General features: G+C 63.7%; 19 protein-coding genes. 10 read left to right on the top strand and 9 right to left on the bottom strand.

The annotated features are described in order from the left end of the window. Positions 1-201: 201 nt before the first annotated feature. Entirely contained in the window at positions 202-1140 is a 939-nt protein-coding gene (locus tag CN311_RS19190; protein WP_097575310.1) for an IS1595 family transposase, read from the bottom strand. Positions 1141-1433: 293 nt separating this feature from the next. Between CN311_RS19190 and CN311_RS19185 the strand changes: the two genes are divergently transcribed. The 3 genes from CN311_RS19185 (at position 1434) to leuB (ending at position 3579) form a co-directional block, all read left to right on the top strand. Next, complete coding sequence (locus tag CN311_RS19185; RefSeq protein ID WP_097575309.1) at positions 1434-1820, top strand: RidA family protein; 387 nt, start codon at positions 1434-1436, stop codon at positions 1818-1820. Further along, positions 1817-2167, top strand: coding sequence for a VOC family protein (locus CN311_RS19180; protein ID WP_097575308.1), 351 nt, complete (start codon positions 1817-1819; stop codon positions 2165-2167). The genes CN311_RS19185 and CN311_RS19180 overlap by 4 nt, the downstream gene beginning before the upstream one ends. A 308-nt stretch (positions 2168-2475) precedes the next feature. Then, the gene (gene leuB, locus CN311_RS19175; RefSeq protein WP_097575307.1) at positions 2476-3579 is read left to right on the top strand and encodes a 3-isopropylmalate dehydrogenase; all 1104 of its coding nucleotides are present in this window, start codon (positions 2476-2478) and stop codon (positions 3577-3579) included. Positions 3580-3664: 85 nt separating this feature from the next. Here leuB and CN311_RS19165 read toward each other — a convergent pair whose 3' ends face one another. Both CN311_RS19165 and CN311_RS19160 read right to left on the bottom strand, forming a co-directional pair. Beyond that, the gene (locus tag CN311_RS19165) at positions 3665-4360 is read right to left on the bottom strand and encodes a DUF805 domain-containing protein (RefSeq protein ID WP_097575306.1); all 696 of its coding nucleotides are present in this window, start codon (positions 4358-4360) and stop codon (positions 3665-3667) included. Positions 4361-4527: 167 nt separating this feature from the next. Next, a complete protein-coding gene (locus CN311_RS19160) occupies positions 4528-6384 on the bottom strand; it encodes a DEAD/DEAH box helicase (protein ID WP_097575305.1) in 1857 nt (618 codons plus the stop codon). Positions 6385-6583: 199 nt separating this feature from the next. On the opposite strand from CN311_RS19160, the gene CN311_RS32640 reads away from it, so the two are divergent. Together CN311_RS32640 and CN311_RS19155 are read left to right on the top strand one after the other, a co-directional pair. After that, positions 6584-6733 carry a hypothetical protein gene (locus tag CN311_RS32640; RefSeq protein WP_165779763.1) on the top strand — a complete coding sequence of 50 codons (150 nt, stop codon included), beginning with the start codon at positions 6584-6586 and terminating at the stop codon, positions 6731-6733. A 107-nt stretch (positions 6734-6840) separates the two neighbouring features. Next, a complete protein-coding gene (locus CN311_RS19155) occupies positions 6841-7875 on the top strand; it encodes an aspartate-semialdehyde dehydrogenase (protein ID WP_097575304.1) in 1035 nt (344 codons plus the stop codon). A gap of 294 nt (positions 7876-8169) precedes the next feature. Here the strand turns inward: CN311_RS19155 and CN311_RS19150 are convergent, their stop codons facing one another. Beyond that, complete coding sequence (locus CN311_RS19150) at positions 8170-8577, bottom strand: ACT domain-containing protein (RefSeq protein ID WP_097575303.1); 408 nt, start codon at positions 8575-8577, stop codon at positions 8170-8172. A 237-nt stretch (positions 8578-8814) separates the two neighbouring features. Here CN311_RS19150 and CN311_RS19145 point away from each other — a divergent pair, with 237 nt between their 5' ends. Next, entirely contained in the window at positions 8815-9225 is a 411-nt protein-coding gene (locus tag CN311_RS19145; protein ID WP_097575302.1) for a DoxX family protein, read from the top strand. Between the two features lie 125 nt (positions 9226-9350). Further along, complete coding sequence (locus tag CN311_RS19140; protein ID WP_097575301.1) at positions 9351-9614, top strand: YMGG-like glycine zipper-containing protein; 264 nt, start codon at positions 9351-9353, stop codon at positions 9612-9614. Between the two features lie 52 nt (positions 9615-9666). Here the strand turns inward: CN311_RS19140 and CN311_RS19135 are convergent, their stop codons facing one another. The 4 genes from CN311_RS19135 to ffh form a co-directional block, all read right to left on the bottom strand. Then, positions 9667-10521 carry an acyl-CoA thioester hydrolase/BAAT C-terminal domain-containing protein gene (locus CN311_RS19135; protein WP_097575300.1) on the bottom strand — a complete coding sequence of 285 codons (855 nt, stop codon included), beginning with the start codon at positions 10519-10521 and terminating at the stop codon, positions 9667-9669. Positions 10522-10606: 85 nt separating this feature from the next. Beyond that, a complete protein-coding gene (gene rpsP, locus CN311_RS19130) occupies positions 10607-11008 on the bottom strand; it encodes a 30S ribosomal protein S16 (RefSeq protein WP_097575299.1) in 402 nt (133 codons plus the stop codon). A gap of 50 nt (positions 11009-11058) precedes the next feature. Continuing rightward, positions 11059-11385, bottom strand: coding sequence for a chorismate mutase (locus tag CN311_RS19125; protein ID WP_097575298.1), 327 nt, complete (start codon positions 11383-11385; stop codon positions 11059-11061). 7 nt (positions 11386-11392) lie between these two features. Beyond that, positions 11393-13003 carry a signal recognition particle protein gene (gene ffh, locus CN311_RS19120; RefSeq protein ID WP_097575297.1) on the bottom strand — a complete coding sequence of 537 codons (1611 nt, stop codon included), beginning with the start codon at positions 13001-13003 and terminating at the stop codon, positions 11393-11395. 510 nt (positions 13004-13513) lie between these two features. Here ffh and rlmN point away from each other — a divergent pair. Both rlmN and CN311_RS19105 read left to right on the top strand, forming a co-directional pair. Continuing rightward, entirely contained in the window at positions 13514-14749 is a 1236-nt protein-coding gene (rlmN, locus tag CN311_RS19110; protein WP_097575296.1) for a dual-specificity RNA methyltransferase RlmN, read from the top strand. After that, positions 14746-15225, top strand: a complete 480-nt coding sequence (locus tag CN311_RS19105; protein WP_097575295.1) for a hypothetical protein — start codon at positions 14746-14748, stop codon at positions 15223-15225. The genes rlmN and CN311_RS19105 overlap by 4 nt, the downstream gene beginning before the upstream one ends. Here the strand turns inward: CN311_RS19105 and CN311_RS19100 are convergent. Beyond that, a complete protein-coding gene (locus CN311_RS19100) occupies positions 15197-15838 on the bottom strand; it encodes a LysE family translocator (protein ID WP_097575294.1) in 642 nt (213 codons plus the stop codon). The genes CN311_RS19105 and CN311_RS19100 overlap by 29 nt on opposite strands. A gap of 184 nt (positions 15839-16022) precedes the next feature. On the opposite strand from CN311_RS19100, the gene CN311_RS19095 reads away from it, so the two are divergent. After that, on the top strand, positions 16023-17252 hold the full coding sequence (locus CN311_RS19095; RefSeq protein ID WP_097575293.1) for an argininosuccinate synthase: 1230 nt from the start codon (positions 16023-16025) through the stop codon (positions 17250-17252). Positions 17253-17262 lie beyond the last annotated feature (10 nt).

The raw sequence follows: 17262 nt of genomic DNA, 5'->3' as shown, positions 1-17262 counted from the left end.
CTGCCGTGTCTATGACACGGCCCGAGGTGGTTCCGGCGTTTCCCGCCACTGGACAATATAGTCCTCTCTTTGCAAAAAAACAAGTTGAATCAAGGATTTAGATAACCCTTTGGCGGGACTCGTTTTTTCCGCCTTCGATGCTCATATTTCCACAGCGGAAGCGTCAATTGAACCGGCTTGCGAGAGTGCCCTCGCTTAGCCTCACACAGCTCTCCGATAAGTCAGGCGCTTCCCCTTGGCGCCCTTCAAGGCGATGAGCGAACGCACGTTATCCTCGATCCCCATGGCCGAACGGTTCGAATAGCGGAAATCCAACTCTGCCAGATAGCGGTGCAGATGGTGTTCGGCGCAATGCTGATAGACGCCCTTCATGCCGCGCTTGAAGATCGAATAGTAGCCTTCGACCGTGTTGGTATGGACGAGGCCGCGAACGTATTCCTCACGGCCATGATTGACGGTGCCGTGCGCCGCGAACTCGGGGCCGATGTTGTCATATACGCGCGCCTCGTCCGACATGAAAACGCTTTCCTTGTGGATGTTCGCATTGACGATAGGCAGGACGCGGGCAACCGTTGCGCTATCGATGTGGAACGAGCGGGCAGCGCCGCCGCGTTCCACAAGGGTAAGGACAACATTCTTGTGCGCGCCACTCGGACCGACAGGAACGTCCGCGAGACGGCCAATGTAGGTTTCGTCAACCTCAACGAACTTGCCCACGCCACCCATGGGCGTGAAGTCATCCGAGCGCATGGCTTCACGAATGCGATGGCACATGAACCACGCGGTCTTGTAGGTGATTTCCAGAGCGCGGTGCAGTTGATGAGCCGAGACACCCTTCTTGCTGGCGCACATGGCATGAAGAGCCTGTAGCCAAATATGCAGCGGCAGATGGCTTTCCTCGAAGATGGTGCCCATGCGAACCGTAAACTTCTTGCGGCAATCCGAGCACTTGTAGAGGCCGTGGATTTCGACGCCGTTCGGGTTCTTCTTGGAAGGCTTCGTGCGACCGCCCTTCAAGGCGTAGTGCTTTTCCATCGAACCACAGTGATGGCAAACCGGACCCTGCGGCCACAGCATGCCCTCTACATGTTCAAATGCGGCGGCTTCGTCGTGGAAGTAGGGGCGGGACAAAACGGACATGGCGATAACTCCTTGGATTCGTTATCGCATATCTGTTGGGTCTGTCAAATATATAATCGCCATGCAAGCAGAAATTGCAGTGGCCGCCGAAGCTGCCGCTCTCCCGTCGCAGGGCTAAGGAGTGGTCCGCGTAGCGAAGGGGAAGCCATTGCCTGGCTTTCCGAACGACGAATGCTAGGCAGAGGGGCCGCTCCGCCGACATCAGAGGTATTGCACCGCCTATCCATCTGTGTTGGTCCATGGCGGGACCGGCGTCTTCCCTGCAAAATAGTCACAACCAATGCGAGGACACCATGCGCAAACTGATCTCCACCGGTTCGCCCTTCGAAAAAACCGCCGGCTATTCGCGCGCGGTGGTGCAGGGCGACTGGTGTTTCGTGTCGGGAACAACCGGCTACGACTATGCGACGATGACGATGCCGGAGACGGTCGAGGCGCAGACACGCAATTGCCTGGCCACGATCGGCAAGGCATTGCAGGATGGCGGCTTCGAGATGGCCGATGTGGTGCGGGCGCATTATTACATCACCGACCAGGCCTTCGTGGATGTCGTCTTCCCGATCCTCGGCGAGACCTTTGGCGAGATCAGGCCGGCGGCGACGATGATCGTCTGCCAGCTCAACAAGCCGGAGATGAAGATCGAGATCGAAGTCACGGCGCTGCGGCGGACGGTGCGATGAAAGTCCGGCGCATCGTAGCCAACATCGAAACGCAGGACATCGCGGCGGCGAAGCGCTTCTACCAGGATGTGCTCGGCCTCGATCTCAAGATGGATCTTGGCTGGATCGCCACCTATGGCTCGCAGGAGACAATGACGGTGCAGGTCAGCTTCATGGCCCAAGGCGGCTCCGGCACGCCGGTGCCGGACCTGTCGATCGAGGTCGACGATGTCGATACGGCGTTTGAGGCAATGAAGGCCGCCGGCTTTGCCATCGAATATGGACCGGCCGACGAGCCCTGGGGCGTGCGGCGCTTCTATGTGCGCGATCCCCTGGGCAGGCTGGTCAATATTCTGTCGCATAACTGACGGACGCCGTAGGGCGGCGACACTGGCGCGAAGGATTGCGGCATCATTCCAGCTTGGGTTCCTCGCCCCCACGAAAGTGGGGGAGAGGTGGCTCGGCGAAGCCGAGACGGAGAGGGGGACCGCGCCCTACGAAAGCCCCCTCTCCGGCCGCTTCGCGGCCACTTCTCCCCCGCGTTGCGGGGGCGAGGAACCCAAGTCTTGCGAGGCCGAGCAGGTCAGAGGATGTCGCAGCGTTCTTCCTCCCCTTGCGTGCCGGCCGCTTGGCGTTTAGCAAGGCCGCGGTTCAAAACTTTCCGGGACGGTTCTCCATGGCTTTGAAAAATCTTCTCCTGCTTGCCGGCGACGGCATCGGCCCCGAGGCGATGGCCGAAGTGAAGAAGCTGATATCCGCCATGAACGACAAGCTCGGCAGCGGCTTTGTCACCGACGAGGGCCTGGTCGGCGGCTGCGCCTACGACGCGCATGGCGCGGCGATCTCCGATGCCGACATGGCAAAGGCGATGGCGGCCGACGCCGTGCTGTTCGGCGCCGTCGGCGGGCCGAAATGGGATGCGGTGCCTTACGAGGTGCGCCCGGAAGCCGGGCTGCTGCGGCTGCGCAAGGACATGGAGCTGTTCGCCAATCTCAGACCGGCGATCTGCTATCCGGCGCTGGCGGCATCCTCCTCGCTCAAGCAGGAGGTGGTCGAGGGGCTCGACATATTGATCGTGCGCGAGCTGACCGGCGGCGTCTATTTCGGCGAGCCGAAGCAGATCATCGACCTCGGCAATGGCCAGAAGCGCGGCATCGACACCCAGGTCTACGACACGTTCGAGATCGAGCGCATTTCGGGCGTCGCCTTCGAGCTGGCGCGGACCCGCAAGAACCACGTCACCTCGATGGAAAAGCGCAATGTCATGAAGTCTGGCGTGCTGTGGAACGAGGTCGTCACCCAGACCCACAAGGCGCGCTATTCCGACGTCAAGCTCGACCACATGCTGGCTGATGCCGGCGGCATGCAGCTGGTGCGCTGGCCGAAGCAGTTCGACGTCATCGTCACCGACAATCTGTTCGGCGACATGCTTTCCGACATCGCCGCCATGCTGACGGGCTCGATCGGCATGCTGCCTTCAGCCTCGCTTGGCGCGCCTGACGTGAAGACCAAGAAGCGCAAGGCGCTTTACGAGCCGGTGCATGGCTCGGCGCCCGACATCGCCGGCAGGGGCATCGCCAATCCGATCGCCATGATCGCCTCCTTCGCCATGTGCCTGCGCTATTCCTTCGGCATGGTGGCCGAGGCAGACAAGCTCGAAGGCGCGATCGCCGCCGTGCTCGACGACGGACTGCGCACCAAGGACATCCTGTCCGAGGGCATGACCGAGGTTGGCACCGTCGAGATGGGCGACGCGATCATCGCCAAGTTCCTGGGCTGATCCCGGTGGCGGTCGACGTCCGCTGGGCGACGACCGGGGATGCGGCAGCACTTGCTGCCCTTATACTGTGCGAGATGGCGGTGCACTATTGCGCCCTTACGCTGGCCGGCACTGGCCCCCACTGGTTTTCGCTTGCTTGGGTTGGGATCAGCGCGAAGACCAGGATGATCAGGCTGCCGAAGGTCGGGATCAAGACAAGCAGGACGAGCCAGCCGGTCAGGCCGATATCGTGCAGGCGACGCACGTTGAGTCCAAGCCATGGCAGGACTGTCGCCAGCAGGAAGAGGCCGCAAAGACCGACCGTCACCGCCGGCAGTTCGTCGAGATTGCCCATGGCGTCGTCGATGAAGACGCCGAAGCCGCCAATCACCAGCAGCGCGATCGCCCAGAACAGGCAATAGCCCCAATATTCCTTGCGGCGGGCGCGGCCGGCGAAGTTGAAGTAATTCTCGGTCAGGCCGCGCCAGAAATAGTTCCACAATCCGGTGCCTGCGGCGGGCTCTTGCTCGGCGGACCGGCCGAAATGTTGCGGCTTGGGTGTCTCGGGCGCATGGCCGGGCTGAGACGGTGCGGGTGCAGCAGGAGCATCGGCTGCCTTGGCATCAATCGAAAAGACATCGCGCGCTTTTCCGCCACCTGGCTGGAACTCGACCAGCGTGCCCTTGGCAATCGACGTCTCGCGGCGCAGGTTCTCGCGCGCAAAGCCGTAGCGATTGCCGTCGGCTCCGGTGATGAAACCGAAGCCCTGGGTCTCGTCATAGTGAAGAACCTCGCCGCGCATGCCTGCCCACCCCCATTCGCGTCTCGCTAGACTGTCTAGAGTTGCGGCGGATCGCAAGAGGTGAGCGTGAAATGCTGTGTGTCAGCTACAAGCAGGCCGTCCCCAACTTCGCCCTGTCCCTTCGGCAGCAAAGCTGAGAGGAACCCGTCAGATCGCTGCGCCCACGATCAGGTCGGCCGCTTCTTCGGCTTCTTGTGTTTCGGCGGTCCGGCATTTTCGAACTTCGGCTTGCCCGGCTTCTTTGCCCAGGGCTTTGCCTCGGAAGAACCGGCGTCGCGCTGCCCGGCCGGCGCCGCGCGCTTTTCGAATTTGGGCTTCGGCGCGTTCGGATCGAACGCTCCCTTGCCGCGATGTGGCTTCTTGTCGGGCCTTGGCGGCTGATAGCCGGCCCGCGACAGGTCGGGCGCGCCTTCCAGCCGCTTCACCACGATGTTGTTCTGCAGCTTGCGGTCCGGGCCGACCGCCTGGAGAAATCGATCGGCCCAATCGGCCGCGATCTGCACGAAGGTCTCCTCCGGCTGCATCTTGATGGCGCCGATCTCGCGCTTGGTGATGCTGCCGGTGCGGCACAGCATCGGGATCAGCCAGCGCGGCTCGGCATTCTGCCTGCGGCCGACCGACAGCGAGAACCAGACGCTGGCGCCGAAATCGTCGCGGCGGCCGGGTGCTTCGTCGCGGCGCGCAAACTTTTCGCCGGACGGGGTGAAGGGTGCGACATCGAGGAGATCCTCGGGCGCTGAACGGCTGGAGCGGCACATGCGCACGAAAGCTGCCGCCACCAGTTCGGCGCCATGTCTTTCCAGAAGCGTGTCGACGAAGCCGCGCTCGTCATCGCTCACCGGTTCGCTGAAGGCCGGATCGGCGAGGATGCGCTCGTCGTCGCGCCTGAGCACGTCGTCGGCCGAGGGCGGGCTCGCCCATGCGGCGGTCAGGCCGGCACTTTGCAGCAGGCGTTCGGTGCGCCGGCGGGCGCTGTTGGGCACAATCAACGCGCTGACGCCCTTGCGCCCGGCGCGACCCGTGCGCCCGCTGCGGTGCAGGAGCGTCTCCGGATTGGTCGGCAGGTCGGCATGGACAACCAGTTCGAGGTTGGGCAGGTCGATGCCGCGCGCCGCGACATCGGTGGCGATGCAGACTTTGGCGCGGCCGTCGCGCATCGCCTGCAGAGCGTGGCTGCGCTCGTTCTGGCTGAGCTCGCCGGACAGCGCCACGACGGAGAAATTGCGATTGTTGAAGCGGGCGGTCAAATGGTTGACGGCGGCGCGGGTGTTGCAGAACACCAGCGCGTTCTTCGCCTCGTAATAGCGCAGCACGTTGATGATGGCGTTTTCGCGGTCGGCCGGGGCGACGCTCAACGCCCGGTACTCGATGTCGAGATGCTGCTTCTCCTCGCCGGCGGCCGAGATGCGCACCGCGTTGCGCTGGTAGCCCTGGGCGAGCGTAGCGATCGAGCGGGGCACGGTGGCCGAAAACATCAAGGTGCGGCGCTCGGCCGGAGCGGCGTCGAGGATGAATTCCAGATCCTCGCGAAAGCCGAGATCGAGCATCTCGTCGGCCTCGTCGAGCACCACCGCCTTCAGCGCTGACATGTCCAACGAGTGTCGGGTGATGTGGTCGCGCAAGCGGCCCGGCGTGCCGACGACAATATGGGCGCCGCGCTCCAGCGCGCGCCGCTCGGTGCGCATGTCCATGCCGCCGACGCAGGACGCGACCGTGGCGCCGGTCAGTTCATAGAGCCATTCCAGTTCGCGCGTCACTTGCAAAGCGAGCTCGCGCGTCGGCGCCACCGCCAGCGCCAGCGGGGCGGCGGCGTGGGGAAAGCGCTCCGCGCCGCCGAGCAGCGTCGGCGCCAAAGCAAGGCCGAAAGCGACTGTCTTGCCGGAGCCGGTCTGCGCCGAAACCAGCGCATCTGCCTCGCCGAGCTCAGGGGCCAGAACCGCCTTCTGCACCGGCGTCAGCGCGACATAGCCGCGTTTTTCCAGCGCCGTTGCCAGCGCAGGAACAATACTATCGAAATTGGACATCTTGCTCTTTCGGAATTCGGATACTTCTGTGCCCGGCGATGGGCCTTTCGTCGGCGGGCGCTGAGACGCTCAATGAGCCGGACGGTCCCGCCGTTCGTACTTCGCGCCGCCATCATTGTACAGGGCAAGCGCACTGTTCGTTGCAATTGACTCTTTGCGCAAACCGCGTAAAAGCCGGCACCGAACGGGAAAGTTCTCGATGCGCGGCCTTTTGATGGCGTTCCTTGCAGTCGACTTCCCCGGCCACAATGCAAATCATTGGGCCGGGCGCGTTGCCGCGTCTTACCGTTCCAGCAAAACCGCATTCTTGGTCAAGAAAACGGGCAAAACCACCACCAAAACGGTGTGATTCCCTTGGCCTAACCACCCTCTCCCGGGTCCGGCCCGGGGGTTGAGGCCCGCATCGGCCGGCGGGTTTTCTCCAAAAACCGAGTGGAGAGGGACAGGAGATTTCTGATGAGTTTCAAGGTAGCGATCGTCGGCGCCACGGGCAATGTGGGCCGGGAAATGCTCAACATACTGGAAGAGCGCGGCTTTCCGGTGAGCGAAGTTGTGGCGCTGGCCTCGCGGCGCAGCCAGGGCACGGAAGTGTCGTTCGGCGACCGCACGCTGAAGGTCAAGGCGCTCGACCAATACGACTTCTCCGACACCGACATCTGCATCATGTCGGCCGGCGGCAACGTGTCGAAGGAATGGTCGCCGAAGATCGGCAAGCAGGGCTGCGTCGTCATCGATAATTCGTCGGCCTTCCGCTATGATCAGGACGTGCCGCTGATCGTGCCGGAAGTGAACCCGGATGCGATTTCGCTGTTTACCCGCAAGAACATCATCGCCAACCCGAACTGCTCGACGGCGCAGCTCGTCGTGGCGTTGAAGCCGCTGCACGACGTCGCCACCATCAAGCGCGTCGTCGTCGCCACCTACCAGTCGGTGTCGGGCGCCGGCAAGGAAGGCATGGACGAGCTCTTCACGCAGACGCGCGCCGTGTTCGTCGCCGACACGGTCGACGTCAAGAAGTTCACCAAGCGCATCGCCTTCAACGTCATTCCGCATATCGACGTCTTCCTCGACGACGGCTTCACCAAGGAAGAGTGGAAGATGGTGGCCGAGACCAAGAAGATGCTCGACCCCAAGATCAAGCTGACGGCGACCTGCGTCCGGGTGCCGGTGTTCATCGGCCATTCGGAAGCGGTCAACATCGAGTTCGAAAAGCCGATCACAGCCGACGAGGCGCGCGATATCCTGCGCGATGCGCCGGGCTGCCAGGTCCTGGACAAGCGCGAGGACGGCGGCTACATCACGCCGCTGGAATCGGCCGGCGAGGACGCGACCTTCATCTCGCGCATCCGCGAGGATTCGACCATCGACAACGGCCTGTCGATGTGGATCGTCTCCGACAATCTGCGCAAGGGCGCGGCTCTCAATGCCGTGCAGATCGCCGAGCTGCTGGTCGAGCGGGGACTGATCCAGCCGAAGAAGAAGGCGGCATAGTTTTCGCTCACGGGCCGTATCGCCGCTGCCGCGGCGGGCCCTCCGCGAGGGCGCCGGACGACCGGCGGCCCGCGGTCGCGGGCTCGGCCTTCGGGCGGTCTTGTTTTTTCGCTCACGGGCCGTATCGCCGCTGCCGCGGCGGGCCCTCCGCGGGGGCACCGGACGACCGGCGGCCCGCGGTCGCGGGCTCGGCCTTCGGCCGGGTGGCTTTCTTTTCCCCGTTCACGGGGAGAAGGTCCTGGCAGGGGGATAAGGGGCGGCGCCGGCGTCTCAAGTAAGCAGCAAGTGCTGGCGTCAAAGCCGGCTTTCCTCCGCCAGCTTTTCCAACATCGCCAGCGCCTCTTCCGCCCTGTCGGCCGGCACAAACAGATGGTCGTGGTAAAAAGCCGAGACCGGGTTGACGCCCATGCCGACGCTGGCCAGCCGCGCGGTGATGGCGGCGAGGAAGCCGACGGCTTCCAGTGAGGAATGGATGTTCAGCGTGATCATGCGGCTGGGGAATGCGGCGTCCAGGCCGGCCGCCTTCGCCTGATCCTCGAGCACGATCAGCGTCGTGCCCTCGCGCTCGCGAAACAACATCACCGGATCGAGCCCGCCGGGAACCGGCGCAGCGGGTGGCAAGGTGACGAAGACATGGACGCCGGCAAGCAATTGCGGCGTCATCGTCGCCAGAAGTTTCTTCAGATCGGTCTCGCCGCTCATTGCCATCCTCCGACTGATGCCCTTGGCACGTGCCTAATTACCCGTGGCGAGGATATGCCGATAGTCCCCGGTGCACCGGGGACATGACGATGTCGCTGGCGGCTGAACTTGCATGTGTACTGCATCGGACCTGGCGAGAGAAAGTTCCTGGACCGTGTCGGATCGCCGCCCTGTGCCGCGTCCTTGCTTCGAACCTGGTGAGCGAAGCCAGTGTCCGAAACAACGGAGGGAACACCAATGACTATTGCCCAATCGACATCCGTGTCGTCGCCTGCGCTGTGGACCGGCCGCGTGCTCAGCGCCATCATCGTGCTGTTCATGATCCTCGACGGCGTCATCAAGCTGCCGCCGCTCGATGTGGTCACGCAGACAATGGTGCCGCTTGGCTGGCCGGCCGATGCAAACGTCGCGCGCATGCTCGGCGTCATCGGGCTGATCTCGACGGCGCTCTACGCCTTGCCGCGCACCTCGGTGCTCGGCGCCATCCTGCTCACCGCCTATCTCGGCGGCGCCATCGCCACCCATGCGCGTGTCGGCAGCCCGCTATTGTCGCATACGCTGTTCGGTGTCTATCTCGGCATCATCCTGTGGGGCGGCCTGTATCTACGCGACCCAAGGGTGCGCGCGCTGATCCCCTTCAGCCGGTAGGCGATCCGTTCGCGCGGAAAACGGCCGCTGGCCGCCGCTATTGCTCAAAACGGATCAAATTCTGCATCCGCGCGTTATCGACGCACGGCGGGTGGGAGGCGTTTCCCGTTCGGGAGGAGCGACAAATGAGAAAGACGATGCTTTTGATGGCCCTGCTGGTGCCCCTCGGCGCCTGCTCGCAAACGGAAAAGGGTGCGGCGGTCGGTGGCCTGGGTGGCGCTGCCGTCGGCGCTGCCGTGGCAGGCGATCCGGTGGAAGGCGCTGTCATTGGTGGCGCTGTCGGCGCCGTGGCTGGTGCACTGATCGGCCGTGCCAGTGAAAGGGGTCAATGTCGCTACCGCGATCGCTACGGGCGCGTCTACGTCGACCGCTGCCCACGAGGCTACTGAGTCCGATAAGGAAAACGGCGGGCAAAGGCTCGCCGTTTCCGTCGATGCTCGCTTAAATGCCCCAAAGCAGTTCCCGGAGATAGCCCCAGGCTTCCCGGCCAAGGCTTGCATCGGCGGCATCATTGCCGCCATGCGCATGCGCTCTCGACCGCGGGGTGTTTTCACCCGGCAAAAGAATTCGATGGCCCGCATCGGGCGCCGAAACGAGGCGCGTGATCCTTCCCGTATCCATGCGACGCCGGACAATCGATTCCGCGAAATCCAGGGATGGCCACAACGCATCATCGCCACCTGCGACCAATACAATCTCCGCCGAGATTGCCTCAACGGGAATGGTGGCCCTGCCCGCCTCGTCCTTGAAGACTTCCAAGCAGTGCTGGAAAAGCCCTTTGTAGGACACCAGACCGTCGATATGTTCCGTGCTCCAATTCGGGTCGGTTGGAACAAACGGGCACGCCAGCCCCTCAAGCGTCCATGAAGATCGTTCGGGCCAACTGATGCCATCGCGGCCCGGCCCGATATTTCCCCAGACGACCGATGTCGGACTGATCGCAGCCACAGCGTCGATGCGTGGGTCGTGAGCCGCCGCGAGCAACGATGCCTCGGCGCCTTTCGACGTCCCGACATAGACGATGCGCCGACATCCCAGTTCAACAAGACAGTCGGTTGCCGCGAAAAACGTTTCGAGAGGAACTTCGCATATTCCGGGAATCTGACCTTCGCCGCCAAACCACTGCAGGGCCAAGGCAGACGCACCCTCATTGGCGAACAGCCGGGCGCGGGCGACGTCGACACGGCCGCTCGACCCGCTCAATACCACGACACCGGTCGTGGCATCCGTGCATCGCAACAGCCGCCCGACGACGCGACCGGACAGGACCTCTTCCGTAATTGCCTGTTCGCTCATCTAACCAGCCGCTTCCTTGACGGAAAATAGCAAAACGGCGGGCACAAGCCCGCCGTCGTTTCTGCTTCCACAGGCGGAAAGCGAATTATTCGGCGGTGGCGGCTTCCGCCTCGGCCGGCGCGGCCGCAGCGGCTGCAACGGCGGCGGCGGCATCTTCCTGCGCCTTCTTCAAAAGGGCGGCGCGTTCCTGCGCCTTCTTGCCGGGCTCGGCCTTCTTCGGGTTGGCGCGGGCCTCGCGCTTGGCAAGGCCGGCCTCGTCGAGGAAGCGCAGCACGCGGTCGGTCGGCTGGGCGCCGTGCGACAGCCAGTGCTTGACGCGGTCGGCGTCGACCTTGACGCGTTCGCCGTCCTTCGGCAGCAGCGGGTTCCACGAGCCGAGCGACTCGATGAAACGGCCGTCGCGCGGCGAGCGGGCGTCGGCGACGACGACATGGTAATAGGGACGCTTCTTCGAGCCCGCACGGGCCAGTCTGATTTTCAATGGCATTTCTTTTCTCCTAAAAAGCTCTGATTTCGTTGATCGGTTCGCCGCTATGATTAGCCGGCTTTGGTCATGCCGTTCGAGGCGGCAATCTGCTCATGATGGCGGATCACTTCGCGGACGACGAAGTTGAGGAACTTCTCCGCGAAATCCGGATCGAGATGGGCGTCTTTCGCCAGTTGGCGAAGACGGGCGATCTGCTGCTGCTCGCGCGCTGGATCGGCCGGCGGCAGGCCATGCTCCGCCTTCAGCACGCCGACCGCCTTGGTGCAGCGAAAGCGCTCGGCCAGCATATGGATGAGCGCCGCGTCGATGTTGTCGATCGAGGCGCGGTAGCCGGCCAAAATCGTGCGTGCGTCGGCCATGTCCTTTTCTTCGTTCATCGCGCCCTCACTTCTTCTTGCCGAGGCCGGGAAGTCCGCCGCCGCCCAGGCCGGGAAGCCCCGGAAGTTTCATGCCGCCGGGCAGACCGGGCAGACCACCGCCACCGGGCAGTGAGCCGGGCAGGCCCTTCATGCCGCCTAGACCGGCGGCTTGCGCCTGCTTCTGCAAGGCTTCGAGCTGCTTGGGGTCCATCTTCGACAGGTCCGGCATGCCGCCACCCATGCCGCCTGGGCCACCCATGCCGGGCATCATGCCCCCGAGGCCCATCTTCTGGGCGAGGCCGCCCATCATGCCGCGCATGAGGCCGCCGCCTTTGCCCTTGCCGCCCATCGCCTTCATCATGTCGGCCATGCCGCGGTGCATCTTGAGCAGCTTGTTGATCTCGGCCGCATCGGTGCCCGAGCCGGCGGCGATGCGCTTCTTGCGCGAGTGCTTGAGAATATCGGGATTGGCGCGCTCGGCCTTGGTCATCGACGAGATGATGGCGAGCTGGCGGCCGAACATCTTGTCGTCGAGCCCGGCGGCAGCCATCTGGTCCTTCATCTTGCCCATGCCCGGCATCATGCCCATGATGCCGCCCATGCCGCCCATCTTCGACATTTGCTGAAGCTGGCTGGCAAGGTCGTTCAGGTCGAACTTGCCCGACTGCATTTTCTTGGCCATCGCCGCAGCCTGTTCGGCGTCGATGTTCTCGGCGGCCTTTTCGACGAGGCTGACGATGTCGCCCATGCCGAGGATGCGGTCGGCGATGCGCTTGGGATGGAACTCTTCAAGCCCGTCCATCTTTTCGCCGGTGCCGATCAGCTTGATCGGCTTGCCGGTGACGGCGCGCATGGAAAGGGCGGCGCCGCCGCGGCCGTCGCCGTCCATGCGGGTCAAGACGAGGCCGGTGATGCCGACGCGCTCGTCGAAGCTCTTGGCCAGATTGACGGCGTCCTGGCCGGTCAGCGAATCGGCGACCAGCAGGATTTCGTGCGGCGACGACACCTTCTTGATGTCGGCCATTTCGACCATCAGCGGCTCGTCGATATGGGTGCGGCCGGCGGTGTCGAGGATGACGACGTCATGGCCGCCGAGCTTTGCCGCCTGCACGGCACGGCGCGCAATGTCGACCGGGTTCTGGCCGGCGACAACAGGCAGCGTCGCCACCTTGACCTGCTCACCGAGCTGGCGGAGCTGCTCCTGCGCGGCGGGGCGCCGCGTGTCGAGCGAGGCCATCAGGACTTTCTTGTTCTGGCGCTCGGAAAGCCGCTTGGCGATCTTGGCCGAGGTCGTCGTCTTGCCGGAGCCCTGCAGGCCGACCATCATGATGACGACGGGGGCCGGCGCATTGAGGTCGATGGCGACCCCTTCGGCGCCGAGCATCTCGACCAGTTCGTCATGAACGATCTTGACGACCATCTGGCCGGGCTTGATCGACTTGACCACGGCGGCGCCGACGGCCTTCTCGCGCACCTTGTCGGTGAAGGAACGCACCACTTCCAGCGCCACGTCCGCCTCGAGCAGCGCGCGACGCACCTCGCGCAGCGCCGCCGAGACGTCAGCCTCGGACAGGGCACCGCGGCCGGTCAGGCCGTTCAGGATGGAGCCAAGGCGCTCCTGCAGGGACTCAAACATTGGTCAACCCGCCGCGCGTCAGCGCCTTGGATTCATTTTGATCCCTGTCGGGCCGATGGCCCTCCACGCCTCTTGTGCGCTCCTGAAGCGATTCGAACATCTGTCTTCCTTCAATCTCGGTTCAGTTCGATCCGAGAGGTAATGCGTTCGCGCCAAGTGTCCAGACAAAAGCCCGTGCAAGCGCAAAGCCAAAAAGCACCCGGGGGCGCATTGCGCTGCCGGGTGTTGGCCTCCAGGATCGATTTACAGCACTCGCCTCAAAGAGGCTTCGGCGTCCTGGGCGGCTTGCTCGGAGGGATACTCGTCGCGGAATTCGAGAGCTGTAGACAGGAAATCGGCCGCGGAGTCAAGGTCGAGGTCGGATAGGGCCAGTTTAGGCCCCTTCTCCCTCTGTTGTGGAGAAGGTGGACCGGCGCGCGCATGACTCCGGCGTCAGGCTGTGCTATGCGCGGCGCTTCATTTCCAGTGCGATGCTGCAATCGGCCGCAAATCGCTTATATCAGTGCAACCATGACCCTTTCGCTCGATCTTACCACTGAGGGCGCCCGTGAGGCGTTGCGCGCCCGCGCCACGCCGGCCGAAAAGCCGTCGCTGGTCGGCCTGACGCGGGCCGAGCTTGGTGAAGCCCTCGTCGCATCGGGCATCGTGCCGGAGCGCCAGGCCAAGATGCGCGCCCAGCAGCTCTGGCACTGGATGTATGTGCGCGGCGTCTCCGATTTCGCCGGCATGTTCAACATCTCCAAGGATTTGCGCGCCGAGCTGGACAAGCATTTCACCGTGGCCAGGCCCGAAATCGTCGAGGAACAGATTTCCGCCGATGGTACCCGCAAATGGCTGTTTCGCTTTCCGCCGCGCGGCGCCGGCCGTCCCGTCGAGATCGAGACGGTCTACATCCCCGAAGAAGGCCGCGGCACGCTGTGCATCTCCTCGCAGGTCGGCTGCACCCTGACCTGTTCCTTCTGCCACACCGGTACGCAGAAGCTGGTGCGCAATCTCACCGCCGAGGAAATCCTGGCGCAGTTGCTCACCGCCCGCGACCGGCTTGGCGATTTCCCCGACCGCGACACGCCGGACGGCGCCATCGTGCCGGCCGAGGGCAGGAAAGTGTCCAACATCGTCATGATGGGCATGGGCGAGCCCCTCTACAATTTCGAGGCGGTGAAGAAGGCGTTGCTGATCGCCTCCGATGGCGACGGGCTTTCGCTGTCCAAGCGCCGCATCACGCTGTCGACCTCTGGTGTCGTGCCCGAAATCTTCCGCACCGGCGAGGAGATCGGCGTCATGCTGGCGATCTCGCTGCACGCCACCAATGACGATCTGCGCGACCTGCTGGTGCCGATCAACAAGAAGTATCCGCTCAAGGAACTGATCGCCGCCTGCCGCGCCTATCCCGGCCTGTCGAACGCCAAGCGCATCACCTTCGAATATGTGATGCTGAAGGACGTCAACGATTCCATTGAGGACGCCAAGGCCCTGATCAAATTGCTCAAGGGCGTCCCGGCCAAGATCAATCTGATCCCGTTCAACCCGTGGCCTGGCACCAACTACCAGTGCTCGGACTGGGAGACGATCGAGAAGTTCGCCGACTACATCAACAATGCCGGCTACGCCTCGCCGATCCGCACGCCACGCGGCCGCGACATCCTGGCCGCCTGCGGCCAGCTCAAATCGGAATCGGAGCGCATGCGCAAGGTCGACCGGCTGGCGCTGGAAGCGATGATGATCGCGGGGCACGGCGAGGCGTGAACCGTCTCGGCGCCTACCTCATCCGCTTCGCTATCATCCTGATCGGCTATGGCGTCGCTTCGCTGGCGGCAAGCGCCTTCCTCAACATCATGTTCCTGGCGTCGCTTGGGCTGATGACGGACGAGACGCAACCGGCGGCGCAGGCGTCGCTGTGGTTTTCCATCCCCTTCGTCGCGCTGTTCGTCGCCTATTTCGCCTTCATGCCGGCGGCCATCGCCATCATCGTTTCCGAGATCCTCGGCAGGCGCGACTGGCTGTTCTATGCGCTGGCGGGTGCTGCGGTCGCCGCGGTTTTCCTCGGCTTCGTCCACCAGACGGCCGATGCCAATTTCGAGGTCACCAACACCAGCGTCATGCTGGCGGTGGTCGGCTGCGGCATGGTCGGCGGCATCTTCTATTGGCTGAGCGCTGGACGCTGGGCCGGAAGCTGGCGCCAGATCGGAAGCGCTACTTCGCCTGGGCCGTCAGGATCTTGAGCGCGAAGGCCGAAAACACCCCGGCGAACAGATAGTCCACCGCCCGCGTCACGCGCGGGCTGGCCTTCATCGCCGCCGAGAATTTTTCCGCCGCAAAGACCATCGGCGCCGTCACCGGGATCGACAGCACGACGAACATCGCGCCGAGGAAGAACAGTTTTCCCGGTGCGTTCGGATCGTGCGCCGAGACGAATTGCGGCAGGAAGGTCATGAAGAACAGGATGATCTTGGGGTTGAGCAGATTGACGCCAAGCCCTGCCGCCCAGGCGCGGAACAGCGAAATGCTGGGCCCGCTCTTCTTCTCCGGCGAAAAGGCCGATCCCCTGGTGACCGCCTGCCACGCCAGGAAGACGAGATAGCCGGCGCCGAATATCTTCAGGGCCAGGAAAGACATCGGCGAGGCGACGATCAGCGCCGAGACGCCGACCACGACCAGCGTTGTGTGGATCAGCGTGCCGAACAGCGCGCCCGCCATCGACGCAAAGCCTGCGGCCCGGCCCTGGCTCAGCGTGCGCGACACGAACAGCGTCATGTCGGGCCCCGGCGTGACCGCCAGGATCACGGTGGCGATGGCGAACTGGATCAGCGTGGTGGTGTCAGGAATAAAGGACATGGCCGATCTCGTGGCAGCAAATATGGCTCGTGGCAGCAAAAGACGGCGCAGCCATACCGCAAGAGCCGCGCCCTTGCCAGCTTCTGGCCGATGCAGCGTCTGGTCCAGGCACGGTTCGTCCCTTGCGCTAGCCTGAAACGCCGTGATACCTCGCCCGCGAAACCTTTCGCGCGGAACCGCTAAAATGTCCCCCAGCAAGATAAAAGACGTCAAGAAAGTCGTGCTCGCCTATTCGGGCGGCCTCGACACCTCCATCATCCTGAAATGGCTGCAGACCGAACTCGGCGCCGAAGTCGTCACCTTCACCGCCGACCTCGGCCAGGGCGGCGAGCTGGAGCCGGCGCGCCGCAAGGCCGAGATGATGGGCATCAAGGACATCCGCATCGTCGATGTCCGCGAGGAATTTGTCGCCGACTTCGTCTTCCCGATGTTCCGTGCCAACACCGTCTATGAAGGCACCTACCTGCTCGGCACCTCGATCGCGCGGCCGCTGATCTCGAAGCATCTGGTCGAGATCGCAAAGGAGACCGGCGCCGATGCCATCGCCCATGGCGCCACCGGCAAGGGCAACGACCAGGTTCGTTTCGAGCTCTCGGCCTATGCGCTGAACCCCGACATCAAGGTCATCGCGCCCTGGCGCGACTGGTCGTTCAAGTCACGCACCGACCTGATCAACTTCGCCGAGCAGCACCAGATCCCGGTGCCGAAGGACAAGAAGGGCGACGCGCCGTTTTCCGTCGACGCCAACCTTCTGCACTCCTCCTCCGAGGGCAAGGTGCTGGAGGACCCGTGGAGCGAGCCGCCGGAATTCGTCCACCAGCGCACCATCTCGCCGATGGACGCGCCGGACAAGGTCACCGAGATCGAGATCGAATTCCTCAAGGGCGATCCGATCGCGCTCGACGGCAAGAAACTGTCGCCGGCAACGATGCTGGCCGCGCTCAACGATCTCGGCCGCGACAACGGCATCGGCCGCCTCGACCTGGTCGAGAACCGTTTCGTCGGCATGAAATCGCGCGGAGTCTATGAAACCCCCGGCGGCACCATCCTGATCGCCGCCCACCGGGCGATCGAATCGATCACGCTGGACCGAGGTGCTGCCCACCTCAAGGACGAGTTCATGCCGCGCTATGCCGAGCTGATCTACAACGGCTTCTGGTTCGCGCCCGAGCGGCTGATGCTGCAGGCGATGATCGACAAGAGCCAGGAAGACGTCGAAGGCACGGTGCGGCTGAAGCTCTACAAGGGCAATGTCATCGTCACCGGGCGCAAGTCGAGGAAGACGCTCTATTCCGATGCGTTGGTCACATTCGAGGACGATCGCGGCGCCTACGACCAGAAGGACGCCGAAGGCTTCATCCGCCTCAACGCGCTGAGGCTGCGCACGCTGGCGGCGCGCGACCGCAAGGGTTGAGCCCAAATAC

It is taken from the genome of Mesorhizobium sanjuanii, from assembly GCF_002529485.1.
Classification (GTDB): domain Bacteria; phylum Pseudomonadota; class Alphaproteobacteria; order Rhizobiales; family Rhizobiaceae; genus Mesorhizobium; species Mesorhizobium sanjuanii.
The sequence above is the reverse complement of the archived record's forward strand: the minus strand, read 5'-3'. Positions and strand labels throughout refer to the sequence as shown.

Coding starts and splice junctions, on each gene's coding strand:
- CN311_RS19140 (WP_097575301.1), top strand. CDS start 9,351: ATGAGAAAGACGATGCTTTTGATGGCCCTGCTGGTGCCCCTCGGCGCC.
- CN311_RS19155 (WP_097575304.1), top strand. CDS start 6,841: ATGAGTTTCAAGGTAGCGATCGTCGGCGCCACGGGCAATGTGGGCCGG.
- CN311_RS19125 (WP_097575298.1), bottom strand. CDS start 11,385: ATGAACGAAGAAAAGGACATGGCCGACGCACGCACGATTTTGGCCGGC.
- CN311_RS19145 (WP_097575302.1), top strand. CDS start 8,815: ATGACTATTGCCCAATCGACATCCGTGTCGTCGCCTGCGCTGTGGACC.
- CN311_RS19095 (WP_097575293.1), top strand. CDS start 16,023: ATGTCCCCCAGCAAGATAAAAGACGTCAAGAAAGTCGTGCTCGCCTAT.
- CN311_RS19185 (WP_097575309.1), top strand. CDS start 1,434: ATGCGCAAACTGATCTCCACCGGTTCGCCCTTCGAAAAAACCGCCGGC.
- CN311_RS32640 (WP_165779763.1), top strand. CDS start 6,584: ATGCGCGGCCTTTTGATGGCGTTCCTTGCAGTCGACTTCCCCGGCCAC.
- CN311_RS19180 (WP_097575308.1), top strand. CDS start 1,817: ATGAAAGTCCGGCGCATCGTAGCCAACATCGAAACGCAGGACATCGCG.
- CN311_RS19135 (WP_097575300.1), bottom strand. CDS start 10,521: ATGAGCGAACAGGCAATTACGGAAGAGGTCCTGTCCGGTCGCGTCGTC.
- CN311_RS19100 (WP_097575294.1), bottom strand. CDS start 15,838: ATGTCCTTTATTCCTGACACCACCACGCTGATCCAGTTCGCCATCGCC.
- leuB (WP_097575307.1), top strand. CDS start 2,476: ATGGCTTTGAAAAATCTTCTCCTGCTTGCCGGCGACGGCATCGGCCCC.
- rlmN (WP_097575296.1), top strand. CDS start 13,514: ATGACCCTTTCGCTCGATCTTACCACTGAGGGCGCCCGTGAGGCGTTG.
- CN311_RS19150 (WP_097575303.1), bottom strand. CDS start 8,577: ATGAGCGGCGAGACCGATCTGAAGAAACTTCTGGCGACGATGACGCCG.
- ffh (WP_097575297.1), bottom strand. CDS start 13,003: ATGTTTGAGTCCCTGCAGGAGCGCCTTGGCTCCATCCTGAACGGCCTG.
- CN311_RS19165 (WP_097575306.1), bottom strand. CDS start 4,360: ATGCGCGGCGAGGTTCTTCACTATGACGAGACCCAGGGCTTCGGTTTC.
- rpsP (WP_097575299.1), bottom strand. CDS start 11,008: ATGCCATTGAAAATCAGACTGGCCCGTGCGGGCTCGAAGAAGCGTCCC.
- CN311_RS19160 (WP_097575305.1), bottom strand. CDS start 6,384: ATGTCCAATTTCGATAGTATTGTTCCTGCGCTGGCAACGGCGCTGGAA.
- CN311_RS19190 (WP_097575310.1), bottom strand. CDS start 1,140: ATGTCCGTTTTGTCCCGCCCCTACTTCCACGACGAAGCCGCCGCATTT.